The organism is Alphaproteobacteria bacterium HT1-32, assembly GCA_009649675.1.
In the GTDB taxonomy this organism is placed as follows: Bacteria; Pseudomonadota; Alphaproteobacteria; order Rhodospirillales; family HT1-32; genus HT1-32.
Genome location: WJPL01000001.1, coordinates 1,633,118 through 1,650,513 on the forward strand (window position 1 = coordinate 1,633,118; position 17,396 = coordinate 1,650,513).

The 17,396-nt window shown below is 59.0% G+C and carries 16 protein-coding genes; 5 read left to right on the forward strand and 11 right to left on the reverse strand.

Annotation, left to right across the window (positions count from 1 at the left end; genetic code table 11):
• Positions 1–3 precede the first annotated feature (3 nt).
• The 4 genes from GH722_07740 to GH722_07755 are packed head-to-tail and all read right to left on the reverse strand — an operon-like array spanning position 4 to position 4,973.
• A complete protein-coding gene (locus GH722_07740) occupies positions 4–1,101 on the reverse strand; it encodes a DUF1513 domain-containing protein (GenBank protein MRG71655.1) in 1,098 nt (365 codons plus the stop codon).
• Positions 1,102–1,104: 3 nt separating this feature from the next.
• Positions 1,105–2,181, reverse strand: a complete 1,077-nt coding sequence (locus GH722_07745; GenBank protein ID MRG71656.1) for a hypothetical protein — start codon at positions 2,179–2,181, stop codon at positions 1,105–1,107.
• Positions 2,181–3,704 (reverse strand): c-type cytochrome, encoded by a 1,524-nt coding sequence (locus GH722_07750; protein ID MRG71657.1) that lies wholly within the window; start codon positions 3,702–3,704, stop codon positions 2,181–2,183. Before GH722_07750 ends, GH722_07745 begins: the two co-directional genes overlap by 1 nt.
• Positions 3,705–4,973 (reverse strand): peptidase, encoded by a 1,269-nt coding sequence (locus GH722_07755; protein MRG71658.1) that lies wholly within the window; start codon positions 4,971–4,973, stop codon positions 3,705–3,707.
• 170 nt (positions 4,974–5,143) lie between these two features.
• Here GH722_07755 and GH722_07760 point away from each other — a divergent pair, with 170 nt between their 5' ends.
• The 4 genes from GH722_07760 to GH722_07775 all read left to right on the forward strand — a co-directional run bounded on the left by GH722_07760 (position 5,144) and on the right by GH722_07775 (position 9,741).
• On the forward strand, positions 5,144–5,905 hold the full coding sequence (locus tag GH722_07760) for a methyltransferase domain-containing protein (protein MRG71659.1): 762 nt from the start codon (positions 5,144–5,146) through the stop codon (positions 5,903–5,905).
• Between the two features lie 238 nt (positions 5,906–6,143).
• The gene (locus GH722_07765; GenBank protein MRG71660.1) at positions 6,144–7,070 is read left to right on the forward strand and encodes a TAXI family TRAP transporter solute-binding subunit; all 927 of its coding nucleotides are present in this window, start codon (positions 6,144–6,146) and stop codon (positions 7,068–7,070) included.
• Between the two features lie 194 nt (positions 7,071–7,264).
• Entirely contained in the window at positions 7,265–9,376 is a 2,112-nt protein-coding gene (locus GH722_07770) for a TRAP transporter fused permease subunit (GenBank protein MRG71661.1), read from the forward strand.
• 2 nt (positions 9,377–9,378) lie between these two features.
• A complete protein-coding gene (locus GH722_07775; GenBank protein ID MRG71662.1) occupies positions 9,379–9,741 on the forward strand; it encodes a DUF1850 domain-containing protein in 363 nt (120 codons plus the stop codon).
• 18 nt (positions 9,742–9,759) lie between these two features.
• Here the strand turns inward: GH722_07775 and GH722_07780 are convergent, their stop codons facing one another.
• From GH722_07780 to GH722_07800, 5 genes are all read right to left on the reverse strand, one after another.
• Complete coding sequence (locus tag GH722_07780; protein ID MRG71663.1) at positions 9,760–11,643, reverse strand: TIM barrel protein; 1,884 nt, start codon at positions 11,641–11,643, stop codon at positions 9,760–9,762.
• 4 nt (positions 11,644–11,647) lie between these two features.
• The gene (locus GH722_07785; GenBank protein MRG71664.1) at positions 11,648–12,922 is read right to left on the reverse strand and encodes a TRAP transporter large permease subunit; all 1,275 of its coding nucleotides are present in this window, start codon (positions 12,920–12,922) and stop codon (positions 11,648–11,650) included.
• Between the two features lie 3 nt (positions 12,923–12,925).
• Complete coding sequence (locus tag GH722_07790; protein ID MRG71665.1) at positions 12,926–13,444, reverse strand: TRAP transporter small permease subunit; 519 nt, start codon at positions 13,442–13,444, stop codon at positions 12,926–12,928.
• A 66-nt stretch (positions 13,445–13,510) separates the two neighbouring features.
• Positions 13,511–14,524 carry a DctP family TRAP transporter solute-binding subunit gene (locus GH722_07795; GenBank protein MRG71666.1) on the reverse strand — a complete coding sequence of 338 codons (1,014 nt, stop codon included), beginning with the start codon at positions 14,522–14,524 and terminating at the stop codon, positions 13,511–13,513.
• 37 nt (positions 14,525–14,561) lie between these two features.
• On the reverse strand, positions 14,562–15,419 hold the full coding sequence (locus GH722_07800; GenBank protein ID MRG71667.1) for a shikimate dehydrogenase: 858 nt from the start codon (positions 15,417–15,419) through the stop codon (positions 14,562–14,564).
• A 163-nt stretch (positions 15,420–15,582) separates the two neighbouring features.
• Between GH722_07800 and GH722_07805 the strand changes: the two genes are divergently transcribed.
• Complete coding sequence (locus GH722_07805) at positions 15,583–16,257, forward strand: TetR family transcriptional regulator (protein MRG71668.1); 675 nt, start codon at positions 15,583–15,585, stop codon at positions 16,255–16,257.
• A 64-nt stretch (positions 16,258–16,321) separates the two neighbouring features.
• On the opposite strand, the gene GH722_07810 is transcribed toward GH722_07805, so the two are convergent.
• Positions 16,322–16,939: a cytochrome C gene (locus GH722_07810; protein MRG71669.1), complete on the reverse strand. Its 618-nt coding sequence runs from the start codon at positions 16,937–16,939 to the stop codon at positions 16,322–16,324.
• Between the two features lie 11 nt (positions 16,940–16,950).
• A complete protein-coding gene (locus tag GH722_07815) occupies positions 16,951–17,394 on the reverse strand; it encodes a nitrate reductase cytochrome c-type subunit; periplasmic nitrate reductase electron transfer subunit (GenBank protein MRG71670.1) in 444 nt (147 codons plus the stop codon).
• Positions 17,395–17,396: the final 2 nt, after the last annotated feature.

The following is a 17,396-nucleotide window of genomic DNA, read 5'->3' on the forward strand; positions in this document are numbered from 1 at the left end:
TCTTCAGGCCTGAAGGCGACTGATGTGATTGTCCCAGCGATGGCCACTGACCTGCTGTCCAGCCCCGGTATCGGTCGACAGAATCTCGCCGGTCGGGCCGGACAGCAGAAAGCCGGTAGTGGCGGGGGCTGCACCACAGCCTGCCGCGACGGGAATTTCCCGGATCAGGCGGCGGTCACGGGCTGACCAGATCAGCACCCTGTCACCGCGCGGCGCGGAGGTGGCAACCCGCGCACCGTCCCGGCTGACGGCGACCGATCCGATGTAATTTTTCAGGCCTGCCGTGACATCCGGCTGGTTGATCATGTCGATCTGCCCGTCCCGTCGCAGACTGGCGATCAGCGGCGGCTGGTCCGTGACCGGGCCTTCATACTGGCCACCAATCCAGACCGTCTGATCCGCTGCCACCGCGAGATGACGCAGCGACAGCTGATGCAGATCAGCAGGCAGCGACTGCCGGTCCAGCAGATCGCCGGAGTCTCGGTTCATGAAAGCAATGTTGGGCTGCATGGTGGCAAGGTTGAGTTTGCGGCGACCAAAATCCGGATGTGTTTCTATCCCGCCATTGGCAATGACAAGTGTTGTGCCATCCGCCATCAGCGCCAGCTGGTGCGGGCCGACACCGTGGGAGGGGAACTCGCCGATGCGACGGAAATCATCAGCCGTATTATAAACTCCGATGATACCGTCTCCGGCGTCATAATCGTTTTCGGTCGTATAAAGCAGGCGTCCGTCGGGGCTGAACACCCCATGTCCGTAGAAATGCCGGCCCGGGGCACTGGTCAGCGTCTGGGGCGGGTGTTTGCTATGGATATCAAAAACCACCGCAAAGGTTCCCGGTCGTCGGGCAAAGGCGACGCAATGGCCGCTCCGGGGGGACAGGGTGACATCATGGCCACGTCCCGGCAGGCCGATATCGCGGATCAGCTGGCCATCGGCGGTGAAGACGGCAACACCGTAACCCCCCTCGGCTGACTGATAGGCGGCGGCAAAATACTCGCTGCCTGTTGCGGCAACTGCCGGTCCGCCTTCAAAGGCTGTCAGCAGGGCCAGTCCGCCTGTTAACTGAAGGAAGGCCCGGCGACTGACAGGAGGGGTCATGGCCTAATCACCGTCCAGCGCGGTGAAAGCCACGCCAAGACCTGCCGCCGGTGCGGCCTGCCCGGCGATAATGGTATGCAGCCCCTCGACGATCCGTCGGAGATAACGAAGCTGGATCTGATCTTCTTCGATGCTGACCGCTTCGGTTACCGGATGCTCCAGCCTGTCGATGGAGCGGGCGGCATTTTGGAATTCGATGCTCAGGGCGCGCATCATCGGCTGGTCATCAGCGGGCAGCAGGGCAGTCAGTCCGGATTCTTCCGTATAGCGTTCCAGTGCGGCAAAATCGGCGGCGAGGGCAACCCGTGCCAGGTGACTGCGCCAGAAGGCAACATTCTTCGGATGGGGTTTGCCGTCTTCCGACGGGGCAAGATGGTCCAGTTTCAGCTGCGCCAGCGATTGCAGGGCCGAGGTCATCGAGCCGAGAACTTCGTTGGCCGGTTCAAAAGCGGCCCGGTAGACCGGGTTATTGGCTCCCGGTGACAGCAGCCGGGCCGAATAGCCCTCCGGGTCTGTCCAGTCCGCGACCAGCGCCTGTCCGATAGTGGCAAGATTTGTGGCGATGGTCCGGATCACCTTGCAGCGCCAGGCCGCAGTATCTTCTTCAGCCGGTACCGGCAGGCCATAGAGCAGGAATTCCAGCGCGCCCAGACCCTGCAGGGCAACGCTTTGTTCTGCAAGCTGCTGCGGATCGGTGAGGGCAGGGTCACGCTTGGCCAGTGCGCGCTGCAACTGGCGCAGGCCGGTTCCTTTCCGGTCTGGCCAGAAATGGATGCGCTCGGCCCGGTTGTCAGCCGACAGCGGGCCGAATCGCAGAAAGGAGATGCCCGACCATGCCCGGACGACGCCGGTAAAGCTGTCCTGTATCGGGGCGACCGCCGTACAGCCACCGCCGGTCACGCGCTCAAGCGCTCCCGTGGCCTCTGCAAACCGGTTCATTGCCGGGCGGATATAGCCGGTGATCGCCCGTTCCGTGAAAGCTTCATAGTCGGCGTCCGGCAGCTTTGCCGTCTCCTGCGCAGGGGTCGCCAGTGGGTGGGCCAGCATCAGCAGGGTCAGAATGGTCAGAAGCGGTCGCATCACAGGGACTCCAGAAAAGTTAGCAGCTGGGCGCGTTCTTCGCGGGTCAGCGCCGCAAAGGCATCCCGTGAAGCGAGGGCTTCGCCGCCATGCCACAGGATGGCTTCTGTCAGATTACGGGCGCGGCCGTCATGCAGATAATAACTGTGTCCGTTGACGGTCGGGGTCAGGCCGATACCCCAGAGCGGGGCTGTCCGCCATTCCGTTGCGGTGGCATTGGCCATTGGCCGGTGGTCGCTGAGACCCTCGCCCATGTCATGCAGCAGCATATCGGTATAGGGCCAGATCAGCTGGAACCGGTGGGCGGCACGCTCGGCGTTGCGGCTGGTCACATATTTCGGGGTATGACAGGACGCACAGCCACTGGCGTAGAACAGTTGCTTGCCTGCCAGCCGGTCCGGTCCGTTCGGGCGACGACGTTTCGGGACCGCCAGATTGGCGGAATAGAAAGTGACGAGGTCTAGCACCATGGTCGGCGCCTCGCCCGGACCCTGACTTTCCTGTTCGCCATGGGGGGCGGCGCGGCAGGCCGTCTGGGTTTCCGTGCAATCACCCCAGACATCCGGCATCAGATCGGTCGAGATACCCAGGTCTCCGGCGAAGGCATGGGCGGATTGCTGGCGGATCGTCGGCTGTTCTGCCTTCCAGCCGAAACGGCCAATGCCAGTTATTCCGGTTGCCTCGTCAGGCACATGACTGACCCGCCCGGAGATACCGTCGCCATTGCGGTCTTCCGGATCGGCCTGTGCGGTGATGTCGCCGGGATGAATGGCTTCCAGCAGACCAAGCCCGATCATCTGGGGTGCAACCCGCGGCGAGATCATCAGGTCATCGCGTAACGGGCCATAGGCCGGGTCGGCGATGCCGAAGACCGGTTTGCGCAGGCTGGCCCGCTCACCATCCGGAAACAGGAAGACTTCTTCCTGATAGCTGACGGTCACCCGCCCTTCGGCCGGAACCTGGGTGGTGCCGAAATCCTGTAACTGACCGCCATAGACCGGGTCAGGAATGGACAGAGTGCGATGCCCGGCAAGGCTGGCAGCCTGTTCTGCGGTCTGCGCGGGAACTGACAGCCGCAGCAGCATGGTGGTGGCACTGTCACCCTCCGGCGGATGGCCACGGCCGTCTTTCAGATGGCAGCGTTGACAGGAGGGGGCATTGTAGAGCGGGCCAAGCCCGTCAGAGGCGAGGGTCGAGGAAGGCGAGGCAATCCAGAGTTTACGAAAGAACCCGTTGCCGATCTTGAATCTCTGTTCTTCCTCAAAGCCAAGATTGGCAGAGGCGTTCGAGAAGGCATCCCGGTTGATACGCTTCTGCGATGTCGCGGCCCCGCCGGGCAGGCCTTCGGAGGGTTCTGCCTTGCTGAAGTCACTGGCCGGACGGGTGACATCAGCGACCCGCAACCGGTCTTCCGCTGTCAGGTCGTCACGATAATCCATCGCGCCTGCAGCAACGCAAACGGCGGCACCTGCGAAAGCAAGCGCCGCCGTGAGAACAGCAACGGAAGTGAGTCTGCTATTCATTTATTTAAACACGGCGTTCACATTATCCAGACTGTCGGACCCTTCGACGGTGACACCATTCAGGCCGAGGACACGAACAGCCCGTTCGATATCACGGGTCTGGGCGATAAGTCCATCAATGGCCGCCTGAACAACTGCATTCCCGGCCTCGTTGCCCTGACCGATCATCTGGTCATAGGCTTCGGTTTTCTCTGCCCGGTCCTTCATCGCTTTCATGGCTGTCATTGTATGATCAAGTGCGGCACGCAGCGCCTTGTCCAGTTCGGCGTCTTTGGCAGCGACCAGCCCGGAGAGCGATGGGCCTGAGACAATTTTGCCATCCGTGCGTCTGTAGCTGCCGAGATAGACATTCTGAATGCCCAGTGCGTCGTAGTAATGCGAGTTGTGGGTGTTGTCAGAGAAGCAGTCATGCTCTTCTTCCGGATCATGCAGCAGCAGGCCGAGCTTCATCCGTTCCCCGGCCAGTTCGCCGTAAGACAATGAGCCCATACCGGTCAGAATGCGGGCAATCCCGGCATCCGCGTCACCGCCTGTGACTTCCTGCCGGGCTGCGCCACCGTCTTTCCAGTTAGCGACCATTTCCTCAAGATCGGCAATCAGCAGGTCTGAGGCAGCAGAAAGATAGGCTGCCCGGCGATCGCAATTGCCGTTGGTGCAGTTGGCTGTGTCGAAATCCGTATAGGGTCGGTTGCCGGCACCGGCGTCGGTGCCGTTCAGATCCTGACCCCAGAGCAGGAATTCGATGGCATGATAGCCGGTGGCGACATTGGCTTCGACCGTTCCTGCTTCATGCAGCACACCGGTCAGCAGTTCCGCATTGATGACCGAGGCATCAACCGGCTTGCCACCAACCATCAGTTTCGGATTGGCGATGACATTGGCTGTATAGAGGTCATTGGCATCGGAAACCGTACCATAACCGGCGCTGACATAATCGATCAGCCCCTCATCCAGTGGCCAGGCATTCACCCGGCCTTCCCAGTCATCAACAATCGGATTGCCGAACCGGAAGGCTTCGGACTGCTGATAGGGAACACGGGCGGCAAGCCATGCGGCCTTTGCCGCTGACAGGCTTTCCGGTGAGGGACTGGCGATCAGCGCGTCGATGGCGGTATCCAGGCTTTTCGCGGTCGTCAGGCTGTCCTGATAGACGGCTTCAGCGATATCGGCATAGGTTTTCAGGACCGCAGGCCGGTCATCTGCCTGTGCGCCGGATGAACCGAAGGCGGTCAGGGACAGGGCGATAAGGGCGGGCGTGAATAACTTCATGAAGACCTCGGCTGGGCGTGGGAAAGGATGCAATTAATTATGCGAAGCGTTCTTAATTAATTGCGCGAAGCCGTTAATGTCAACACCGGCTCCCGCAAATTGCCGCATTGTTCCGGCAGGGATAATCGATAGCATTGCCTCAATATGGGGCCATTTCCGGAAGCAAAAGCATGATGAAGATTGATCCTGACCAAAGCTGGTCTGCCACCGGTTATGCCGATAATGCCCGGTTTGTTGCGGATTACGGAGTGCCTCTGATCGGCTTGCTGGATCCGAAGCCGGGAGAGAGAATTCTGGATCTCGGTTGTGGTGACGGTGCGCTGACAGCGCAAATTGCGGCAACAGGTGCGGCTGTAGTGGGGGTTGATGCATCTGCAGACCTGCTTCAGGCGGCAAAGGCACAGGGGCTGGATGTCCGGCAGATGGACGGTCAGGCCCTGTGTTTCGAGGCGGAATTTGATGGCTTGCTGACCAATGCAGCCCTGCACTGGATGCCTGATGCGGAGGCGGTGGTTGCCGGTATGGCCCGTGCCCTGAAACCGGGTGGCCGCCTGGTCGGAGAGTTCGGCGGCCATGGCAATGTCGCGGCTATCGTGACGGCCCTGCTGGCGGCATTACAGGCCGAGGGCATTGACGGGGCTGACCGGCATCCGTGGTTTTTCCCGACGCCTGCCCAGTATACGGGGATGCTGGAAGGCGCGGGATTTGCCGTTGAACAGATCGCCCTGATTCCACGCCCGACCCCCTTGCCGACGGGCATTGAAGGCTGGCTGGCAACCTTTGGAAATCCGTTTGTCGACGGCCTTGCTGAAGATGTCGCGAGACGGGTGCTGGCCCATGCGGTTGCCCTGCTGGCACCGTCGCTTCGGGATCATCAGGGCAACTGGACCGCAGATTATGTGCGGATCCGCTTTATCGCGCGCAGGCTGTAGTCTCCGGCTGTCGGGAACAGCGGTGGCGGAAATCCGCCATCACGCCCGTAAATCTGGCGGATTTCCGCCACAAGACCTTCAGTACTTTCAGATAAACATATTCAAATCAGATACTTGGCGTTTGGCATGGTGATTGCTCATTCCCTTATGCCAGCGGAGCTTCAAGACTCCGCTTTGTGCTGAAAACCCAGAAACTGGAGGAAATCTTATGGTTGGAACTTCCACCCGGCTGGCCGGTATGGCCATTGTCGCAGCTTCCGTCGCTTTTGGCGGTGTCGCCGCGAAGGCCGATGAATTTATAAACGTCCTGACGGGCGGTACTTCGGGCGTTTACTATCCGCTCGGTGTCGGCCTTTCAAAAATCTATGCCGACAAAATTCCCGGTGCCCGGACGCAGGTCCAGTCGACAAAGGCTTCGGTGGAAAACCTGAACCTGCTGCAGCAGGGCAAGGGCGAAATTGCCCTGGCACTTGGTGATTCCGTGAAACTTGCCTGGGAAGGCAACGCGGATGCCGGCTTCAAGGCCCCGCTCGACAAGCTGCGCGGTATTGCGGCTGTTTATCCGAACTACATCCAGATTGTGGCCTCCAAGGAATCCGGCATCACGTCGCTGGCCAGCCTGAAAGGTAAAAGCATTTCGGTTGGTGCTGCAAAATCCGGTACGGAACTGAATGCCCGCGCCATCTTCGCAGCCGCCGGCATGAGCTATTCCGACCTCGCAAAGACCGAATATCTGCCGTTTGCTGAATCTGTCGAGCTGATCAAGAACCGTCAGCTTGATGCGACATTGCAGTCTGCCGGCCTCGGCGTTGCCTCGATCAAGGATCTGTCGACCTCGCTCGACGTGACGATGGTTGAAGTTCCGGAAGACGTGGTCACAAAACTGGGCGCGCCCTATATCAGCGCAACCATTCCGGCCGGTACCTATAACGGCCAGACCGCTGACGTGAAAACCGTTGCTGTCGTCAACTTCCTGGTGACGCATTCTGATGTCTCTGACGAGACCGCCTATCAGATGACCAAGCAGCTGTTCGAGAACCTCGACACACTGGAAGCCGCCCACAAGGCCGCTGCCCAGATCAAGCTTGAGAACGCCCTGAAGGGAATGCCGGTTCCGCTGCATCCCGGCGCTGAGCGTTTCTACAAGGAAAAAGGCCTCCTGTAAGGCCTGATTGCCGGACGCAGCCCCCGTGCGGGCTGCGTCCGGTTTTCTTTACTGAACTCATTCTTCGGGAATAGTCTGAATCGCCGTTTCCTCCGGGGACCGGCGTTGCTGTGTCTCAAAGGATGGACATAAAACCGGTAAACCGGACAAACTGGTCTGACGGCTTTCAGCGGCGGACCCCCTGGGAGGGAAAAATGCAGCAGACAACAACAGGCGATGACGGTCAGGCCGTCGACAATCCTCACGAAACTGCATTCCCGAAATCCCGAGAAGGCCGTCTGCTGTTCTGGATTGCGGTCGCCTTCTCGGCATTCCAGATCGCCACAGCTGCGCATCTGATCGATATGCCAAGTCAGGTTGTCCGTGCTGTCCATGTCGGGTTTCTGGCCCTGCTGGCCTTCCCGCTGATTGCCGCCGCACGTAACAAGCCGGCATCCGTGCGGGCACTGGCCTGGATACTGGCTGCCGCCGGTGTTGGTGTGGCTCTGTATCAGTGGGTGGAATATACGGATCTGTTGCTGCGGGCCGGTGATCCGCTGCCGCGTGACATCATTCTGGGCGTCATTGCCATCGCCATTGTGTTCATTGCCGGCTGGGCGATGATGGGCCCGGCCCTGCCGGTCATCTGCGGTTTCTTCCTCGCCTATTGTCTGTTTGGCCAGTATCTGCCGTCACCGCTGAATCATCGGGGTTATGATTTCTCTCAGGTCATCGACCATATGGCTTACGGGACCGAGGGTATCTACGGCATTCCGACCTATGTCTCCTCGACCTATATCTTCCTGTTCATCCTGTTCGGTGCCTTTCTGGAAAAGGCCGGGATGATCACCCTGTTCACTGATGTGGCGCTCGGCCTTGTTGGCCATAAACAGGGTGGCCCGGCCAAGGTTTCTGTCTTCTCGTCCGGTCTGATGGGCACCATTTCCGGTTCCGGTGTCGCCAATGTGGTCACAACCGGCCAGTTCACCATTCCGCTGATGAAACGCTTCGGCTATCGCCCGGCCTTTGCCGGGGGGGTCGAGGCCACGGCGTCGATGGGAGGACAGATCATGCCGCCGGTGATGGGGGCGGTCGCCTTCATCATGGCGGAGACACTGGGCGTTGCCTATTACGAGGTGGTTCAGGCGGCGGTTATTCCGGCGGTTCTGTATTTCCTGTCCGCCTTCTGGATTGTCCATCTGGAAGCGGGTAAGCGCGGCCTGTCCGGCCTCGACAAGGCGGAACTGCCATCTGCCTGGCAGGCGATCAAACAGCGCTGGCATCTGATCCTGCCGCTGGCGGTTCTGGTCTACCTGCTGTTCACCGGCTACACGCCGCTGTTCGCGGGAACCATCGGACTGGCGCTGACGGTGCTGCTGATCCTCGGCGGATCGGTTGCCCTTGGCCTGCCGGAAGGCATCATCCGGATCATCTTCTGGATCGGCCTCGGGCTTGTCGCGGCTGCGTTCTTCAAATTCGGCATTGGCGTGGTCGCCGCAGCCGTTGTGATTCTGATTCTCTGGAATGCCTTTACCAGAGGTGGCCGTGAGACCTTGCTGATCTGTCGTGATTCGCTGGCTGATGGCGCCAAGACCGCCCTGCCGGTCGGCGTGGCCTGTGCCATCGTCGGCATCATCATCGGCACCATGACCCTGACCGGGGCCGCCAATACCTTCGGCCAGTTCATCGTCTCGGTTGGTGACAAGAGCCTGTTTCTGTCGCTGGTCCTGACCATGATCACCTGCATTGTGCTGGGCATGGGCATCCCGACCATCCCGAACTATATCATCACCTCGTCGATTGCCGGCCCGGCCCTGCTGGAACTGGGTGTGCCGCTGATCGTCAGCCATATGTTCGTGTTCTATTTCGGTATTCTGGCCGATCTGACGCCGCCGGTGGCACTTGCCTGTTTTGCTGCTGCTCCGATTGCGCGGGAAAGCGGCCTGCGGATTTCGATGGAAGCCATCAAGACTGCCTCAGCCGGTTTCGTTATTCCCTTCATGGCGGTTTATACCCCCGCCCTGATGCTGCAGGACGGCGGTCCGCTGGCTGAAAGCATCGGGTATATCCCGGCAGTGCTCTATATTCTGGCGAAGACCGTGCTGGCCATCGGCCTGTCGGGGATGGCGGTGATTGGGTATGGCGCGGGCTGCAAACTTGGCTGGCCGGAACGTGGTCTGGCGCTGGCGGCAGCCCTCAGCCTTGTTGCGGCCCTGCCGCTGACCGACGAGATCGGTTTCGCCCTGACCCTGGCCTTCGCCGGTGTGCTCTGGATGCGGTCACGTAAAGTTACCGACAACCCGGTAAAGAGTGACGGCGGCAGCTGATCATGGGTGGTGCCTGCCTGATGATCGGGGCAAAGCAGCTGCTGATGGCATCGGCAGCCTTTGTACTGAGCTGGTCTCATTCCGTTGAGAAAACCGGCTGGCAGGAAAACTGGGTCGTCCGGCAGGACGGGCTGAAGCTGGTGGAAGCCCGGGTCAGGGGGTCCGGTGCCGGTATGGATCCGGGTGACGGTGCCCGGCTTCAGGACGGCTGGTGGGTCTGGCCGGTCGACGGGCCGCCAATTCCGAAACTGGTGCTGGCTGCATCAGGCGCAACCGCCGGCGGCTGGTCACTGTGTCACGACGGGGGCTGTACCATCCTCGGCGCAGAACCCGGCCCGCCTGTCATCCTGCAACCCTGCGGTTAGATAACAGGGGGCGCGCGGTTATGGCATGCCCCTCGGACGCATCAGACGTTTCTGCGCTGCAATCCGGAAGGGTGCATTAGGGGCACCAAAACCGATATAGCTGCCACGGCGTTCGACTATTTCAAAGAACATCCCTCCGGAGAATGGTTGCGAATAGATCTGAAAGAATTCGCCGCCTTCATCACGGTCATAAAGGATATTCAACGCCCGCAATTCCGCGATCAGCGGTGGTGCGAGGTCGAACCTTGCTGCCAGATCGGCGTAATAGTTTTCCGGCATGGGCAGCGGATCAAAATCCCGGGCAGCCAGTGCACGGGCTGTTACGAAGATATCGTCGGTTGCGAGTGCTATATGTTGCACTGAGGCACCGAAGGTTTCGGCCAGAAAGCCGCCGGCGAGGGTCCGGTGCGTTTCAGCTCCGTTCAGGGTAATCCGGAACGTTCCGTCCTTTGTGGTCAGGGCCTGACTGCGGACCAGCCCGTCAGGGTCAATCACGTCAACCATCTCTGCCTTGTTCATGCTGAACAGCGTTGTGTAGAAAAGCGACCAGCTGAGCATCTGATCGTAACTCATTGTCTGGGCGAGGTGGTCGACGCAGACCAGTCCGGCATCGCTGTGGGTGTCGTCAGTATCGGAACTGAATTCGACTGACCAGACATCGGCCAGTCCCGAACTCTGATCGAGAAAATGAAGCAGGCTGCCACCAAGCCCTCGAATGGCAGGAATATTGATCTCGTTGGGTGCCAGGGGCTGGCTGAACGCCTTGGCTCCCATGGCTGTTGCGCGCTGAAGCGTGTCCCGGGCCGAGGCAACTTCAATGCCGATGTCGCAGACCGTCGTTCCCCGCGTCAGCCATGTACTGTGGGCGTGTCCTTTCGTTTCGGCGTTCACAACAATGCGGATGTCACCCTGCTGCCAGACCGCCAGTGATTTTGAAACATGGTGACTGGCGCAGCGAAAACCCATTGACGCCAGAAGGGCCTCCAGCCGTTCTTTCTCATCATCCCGGGTGGCGAATTCAACAAAGGCCGCCGATTTCACCCTGATGCGTTCGGGAATATCGGGAAGGTCGATTTTGATGTCGGGTTCGATGCGACGCACGTCGTCCATCAGGGCGACAAGCGACCGGTAACCGTCACCGGCAATTGTCTTGGGTGGCCCGCCGCGAAACTGATCATTGAAAATTTCCAGACTGACCGGGCCAGCATAGCCGGTTGCCATCACAGCGCGCATGAAACCGATAACGTCGAGATCGCCTTCACCGGGCATATTCCGGAAATGACGGGACCAGTACAGCATATCCATGCTGATGGAAGGGGCATCGGCAAGCTGTACGAAGAATATCTTGTCGCCGGGGATGCGCCGGATGGTGTCAGGATCAATCTTCCGCGCGAGGGTGTGAAAGCTGTCGAGGATCAGGCCCACACTGGGATGGTCAGCCCGGCGCACAACTTCCCAGGCGTCGCGGTGATCATTGACATGGCTGCCCCAGGCAAGGGCCTCATAGCCTATCCGCAGGCCGCGTTTGGCCGCGCGTTCACCCAGCTCGGCAAAATCGTCTGCGGCGCGGCTAATGCCGCCAAGTGATTCAGCATGGACGGTTGAGCAAACCAGCATCAGGTCGCAGCCAAGCTCCTGCATCAGGTCAAACTTATGCTCGGCGCGGTCAAAGGCGCGGGCACGGAGCGGGTTCGGCAGCCCTTCAAAGTCCCGGAAAGGCTGGAAAAGCAGAAGATCCAGCCCGGCATCGCGAATACGCGCACCGACCTCGTGGGGGGTGCGGCTGTCAGCAATGAAATCCTGCTCGAATATCTCGATTCCCCTGAAACCAGCCTGTGCTATGGCATCTATTTTTTCTTCGAGATTCCCGGAGATCGAGACTGTGGCTATGGAGGTTTTCATTGAATCAGTAGCCCAGTAACTGCGGCAGGAAGATTACGGTTTGCGGAACGAATGTCAGGATCAGCAGCACCAGCACCTCGACCAGGAAGAAGGGCAGGATGGACCGGGTGAGTCTGACCATTCCAACCTTGGCGATCTCTTCGGCGACGAAAAGACACAAGCCCAGCGGCGGGGTAATCAGGCCGATCATGAGATTGAAGATGACAAGAATTCCAAAATGTACCGGGTCAACGCCCATCGAAACGGCAATCGGATGCAGGATGGGAACAAGGACGAGCATTGCCGCAATGCCTTCGAGAAAGAGGCCGACAAACAGGAACAGCATGATTGTCGCCAGCAGGAACATGGTCTTGCTGTCGACATTCCCGATGACCCAGTCCGTCAGCATGTTGGGGACCCGGTTGTAGGTCAGTAACCAGTTGGCCGCGGCAACCGTGGCAATGATGATCAGGATCACGGCGCTGTCGCGCATGGCGTTGCAGAATATCCGGCACAGGCTGGCCAGCGTTATACGGCGGTAGACGGCTGTGCCGAGTACGAGTGCATAGGCGACAGCAAAGCTTGCGGCTTCGGTTGGTGTCACGACCCCCAGCAGTATTGACCCGACCACAAAGACCGGCATCAGAAGGGGCAGAATTCCACCGAGCAGGGCCTGCCGGGTGCCGGGGCCTGCCAGGCCGGGGTCGGCGGTGACTGCTTTCACCCGGACAGTGAGTGCGACATATGCCGAGAGAAAAAGAGCCAGCAGGAGGCCGGGAATGATGCCCGCCAGAAACAGGGCCGGCACCGAGACACCCGAAACGATCAGGGCATAGATGATGACCGGAATGGATGGCGGAATAATCGGGCCGATGACAGATGATGCAGCGGTCAGGGCCGCCGCAAAGCTGCGGTCGTAACCGTGTTTCTCCATCTCCGGGATAAACACCCGTCCGAGTGCCGATGTATCGGCGACGGCGGAACCGGACAGGCCGGCAAAGATGACCGACGCCCAGATATTGACATGTGCAAGGCCCGCGCGAAAACGGCCAACCAGTACATTGGCAAAGGCAATGATGCGGGTGGTAATGCCACTCTCGTTCATCAGTTCACCGGCGAGAATGAAAAGCGGAATAGCGAGAAGCGGATAGGAATTGAGACCCTTGAACATCTCGTTGGCGATGATCCGCATGCTGTAGGGCGCGTCGCCGGTTGCCATGAACCATGACAGGGCGGCGATAATGGCAAAAGCAACGGGGAGACCGAGCAGAAGTCCGCCAATCAGGATGACATAAACCATTGTTCAGCTCTCCTGCAGCCGGACAAGCAGCCTGATGAGGGCGGCAACCGCCAGAATGATCCCGCCAAAGACAATGGCTGACTGCCAGGTTCCCATACGGCCCAGCCATTCGAGCCACAGAAGCCCCGTTGATCCGGCAAGCTCCCGGGCACCGGAGATCAGGCCGGAGGCTTCGATTTGCGGTCGTCTCGAAGCGAATTCCAGGCCGGACCATGCGAGGGTGAGGCCGATGACGATCGTCGCCGCGTCCATGGCTGCAAAGAGCCACTTTCGGGTTAGCGGCGAAATGATGTCGGTCAGCAGAGTGAAACGGATGTGGCGGTCCTGAAGATAGGCAAGGCCTATGCCGAACATTACCCCGTAGATTGCCAGATAGATCGGCAGTTCCTCACCCCAGGAAAGAGACTTTCCGGTGGTGTAGCGACGAAGAGAATTTACAAAAATGATGGCAAAGACCAGTGCCATCATAAGACCTGCGCCCGATGCCAGAAGGCGCTGATAAATCCGGCTGACTGCGGTCATGACTGGTCTCGGTTGTTCCGGTTTCCGGAAAGGGCGGGTGACGGCAACCGCCACCCGCTTTCAGGTTTATTTGCTGGCACCAGCCACGGCAGCGTCAAGCTTTTCAATCCAGACGGCATCACCGCCCAGTTCACCGGCCAGCCACTTCTTCACGGCGGGCTGTGCGGCATCACGGAACATAGCCAGTTCCTTGGCAGTGGGTGAATAGACCTGCATGCCTTCGGCCTGCACAGCGTTTACACCGGCGGCTGTGCTCCACTGCTGGATGGAACGGCCCATATTACCGGCGACGACAGCGGCTTTCTGGATGACGGCCTGTTCAGCGGGCTTGAGAGACTGAAAGAAGTCGTCGGAGATCAGCAGAAAATCGGCGGCATAGACATGACCGTCGAGGGTCATGAACTTCTGTAGTTTATGTAAGCCGTTGTTGTAAATCACCCCGACAGGGTTTTCCTGTCCGTCAACCACGCCGGTTGAAAGCGCGTTCGGCAGTTCTGTCCATGCGATCGGTGTCGGCTCGCCACCAAGACCTTTCACCATCTCGATATAGAGGGGGATCGGCTGAACCCGGAATTTCAGTCCCGCCATGTCCGCAGGTGTGCGGATCTCGCGTTTGCCATTGGTGAAATTCCGAAAACCGGTTTCACCATAGGCCAGAGTGCGAAGACCTGTCTGTTTCAGGCAATGTGCAGCAAGTTCGGCGCCAAAGGGACCATCCAGAACCTTCCATGCCACAGGGGCTGACGGGAAGGTGTAGGGAATGTCGAGCACGGATGCGGCCTTGCAGGCTTTCGACATTGCCCCGGAAACCATGACCACCTGGGTTACACCGTCCTGCGCCTGACCAACCAGTGCGTCCTCGTTGCCGAGCGCACCCGCCGGGAAAAGTTCCACGGTCAGGCTGGTCTCGCCTTCGACGATATTTTTGAAGACTTCTGCCGCAGCGCCTTTTTTGGAGCTTTGCCAGTCCGCGGGATCCACATGGGCGAACCGGATTGTCTGCTGTGCATTGGCGGCGGATGCCAGCAGACCGGCAGTGACTGTGGCTGCAATGGCTATGGAATTGAGTTTAATACGCATGACTTCCTCCCTTTGGGTTTGTTTGCTTAGGGTTGATTTATGATGGGCTGTCCTGCCCGAGGGCCTCAAAAGCATGGCGCATCCGGTTCGGGTCCGGAGCCATGCCGGTAAAGAGCGCAAAAGCACGGACCGCCTGAAAGACGGCCATGCCATCGCCCGTGAGCACGCGGCAACCCGCTTTGCGGGCGGCTGTGATCAGTTCGGTATCGAGTGGAAAATAGATGATATCGGCAACCCAGAGGTTATGCCGCAGCAGGTTCTTCGGGAAAGGGCAGCCCGGAAGCTTGTCCATCCCGACCGGCGTGGCATTCACGACTCCGTCCAGGCCGGCCTGAACCTGTTCGACCTGGTTTGTGATGGCGACGCGATGGTTACCAAATCGCATCATCAGTGCAGTGGTCAGGGCTTCTGCGCGTATCCGGTCGGTATCGAATACCCAGAGCTTGCCGACCCCGAGCAGAAGCAACGCATGCCCGACAGCCATACCGGCGCCGCCGGCCCCGATCAGAAGCACTTCATTTTTTGGTGCGTCTGTCATGCCGAGACGGAAGCTTTCGGAAAAACCCCAGAGGTCTGTGTTGTGTCCGAAGCGTTTCCCGTTCCGGAAGACAACCGTATTGACGGCACCAAGTGCCCGGGCGTTGTCGGACAGGTCATCAAGCAGCGCGACGACATCTACCTTGAACGGGTAAGTGATGTTCAGCCCGGCGAATCCCTGCTGCCCGGCATCATCAATCACGTCTGAAAGACTGCCGCCATGCTGGTCCATGTCGATGATTTCATAGGCGTAGTCAAAGCCCTGGGCCCTGCCTTCCGCCATATGCATGGCCGGGGTGCGTGAGCGTGCGATACCGCGCCCCACAAGCCCTGCCCTGATCTCGTTTGTTTGCACCATCGCCTCATTCGCAGGCATGGCGATCACCTCCCAGTACCAGCATGACAGTCGTTCTGTGCCATCATGTCGGAGGCATAATGTTCCAGACAGTTAATTTAGTCAAGAAGATTGAACTGACCGGTTAAATTTGTAAAAATAGCAATAGTTTACAGGAGGTTGAGCAATGCCTGACACAACGCCGACCAGCAGCAGGCGATCACGCCGTTCAAGCTGGAAGCAGAATCCGGAGGCGGTTCAGGCAAATATCCTGCGCGTCGCACGGGAGATTTTTTCCCAAAGCGGTTTGTCAGGTGCCCGGGTTGATGAGATTGCCGCCCGTACCGAGACATCCAAGCGGATGATCTATTATTACTTTGGCGACAAGGAGGGGCTTTACCTGCGGGCTCTGGAGGATGCCTATCACAGCGTCCGCATGCAGGAAGATGAGCTGGACCTTGGCGGTCTCGACCCGGTTGATGCCCTGAGAAAACTGATCGAGTTCACCTTCGATCACCATCGGGAGAACAAGGATTTCATCCGGCTGGTGATGATCGAGAATATTCACGCCGGCCGGTATCTGGAGAAGTCAGAGAAAATCCGCGAGCTCAATCAGGGTGCAATTACCCAGCTTGAAAAAGTGATCGCGCGGGGCAAGGACCGCAAGATTTTCCGCATGGATGCTGACCCGATGGTTGTTCACTGGCAAATCAGCGCCATGAGCTTTTTCAATGTTTCAAACCGCCACACCTTCACGAAGATCTTTGGTGAAAACCTTGCGGATGAAGAAGGCCAGTCTGTTTTGCGGGAGCAAACGGTGCGTGCGGTTCTGGGCGCGGTGATGATCATCGATAAGGCATAACCCCCGGAGCTGCGGTCTTCGGCCTTGTCGCCGCCCCGGGAGAGAGTCCGTGAAAATCTGTTGTCTAATTGCCGGCCCTGGCGACTGACGGATGGCCGTGGCCCATGGAGGTGCTCATGTCCGGCAGTTCGTGGGCGATGCCTTTATGGCAGTCGATACAGGTTTTCTCGCCGCTGACGAGGAAACGCTGATGGGCTTCCGAGGCCCGCAGGCTCTGGCGGGTGAAATCCATCGACTTTTCAGAATGACAGTTGCGGCATTCCAGGCTGTCGTTTGATTTGAACCTTATCCATTCGCGCTGTGCCATTTCCAGGCGTTTCGCCTCGAACTTTTCGGGCGTGTTGATGGTGCCGAAGATTTTCCCCCAGACTTCCTTTGATGCCTGCATCTTGCGGGCGATCTTGTCCGTCCAGTTGTGTGGCACATGACAATCGGAACAGATGGCGCGGACGCCGGACCGGTTGCTATAATGGATCGTTGTCTTGAGTTCGGCGAAGACATTGTCGCGCATCTCGTGACAGCCGGTACAGAATTTCTCGGTATTGGTCAGTTCCATGGCTGTGTTGAAGCCACCCCAGAAAATCACACCGGCAATGAAGCCGCCGACTGTCAGAAAGGCCAGACTGTAATGAACGCTGGGCCGCCATAAAGTCGTCCAGAACCGTTTCAGGCGCGCTATCATGTTCAGGCTCCCTATTGCGGTTGCGCGAGGACGTGGTCGATGTCGACGAAGCTGTTGTTGACCGGGACCCTGACCTCATGCTGTGACACATGGCACTGATTGCAGAAATAGCGTCGCGGTGACACGGAGGCGAGAAACTGGCCTTCCCGATCCATGAAATGGGTGATGGAAACCATCGGTGCCTGACTTTCCGCGACGGCCCGGCGGCTGTGGCAGGTCATGCATTCGTTGACCCGGGCATCAACCTGATAATCCTCGGTCTTGTGCGGGATGATCGGCGGCTGTTCCGGATAGTTCCGGGCTTTGCGCAGATCATCGTTGGACTGCTGCGACATCAGCGGCGGTGGCGGGTTCTGATCCAGCGGCGTGTCACGCAGGCCGGTCTTGCTGATATCTGCCGCCCAGGCACTGACGGCAAGGGTCAGGATGACAATCGATGACAGGATGTATTTCATGA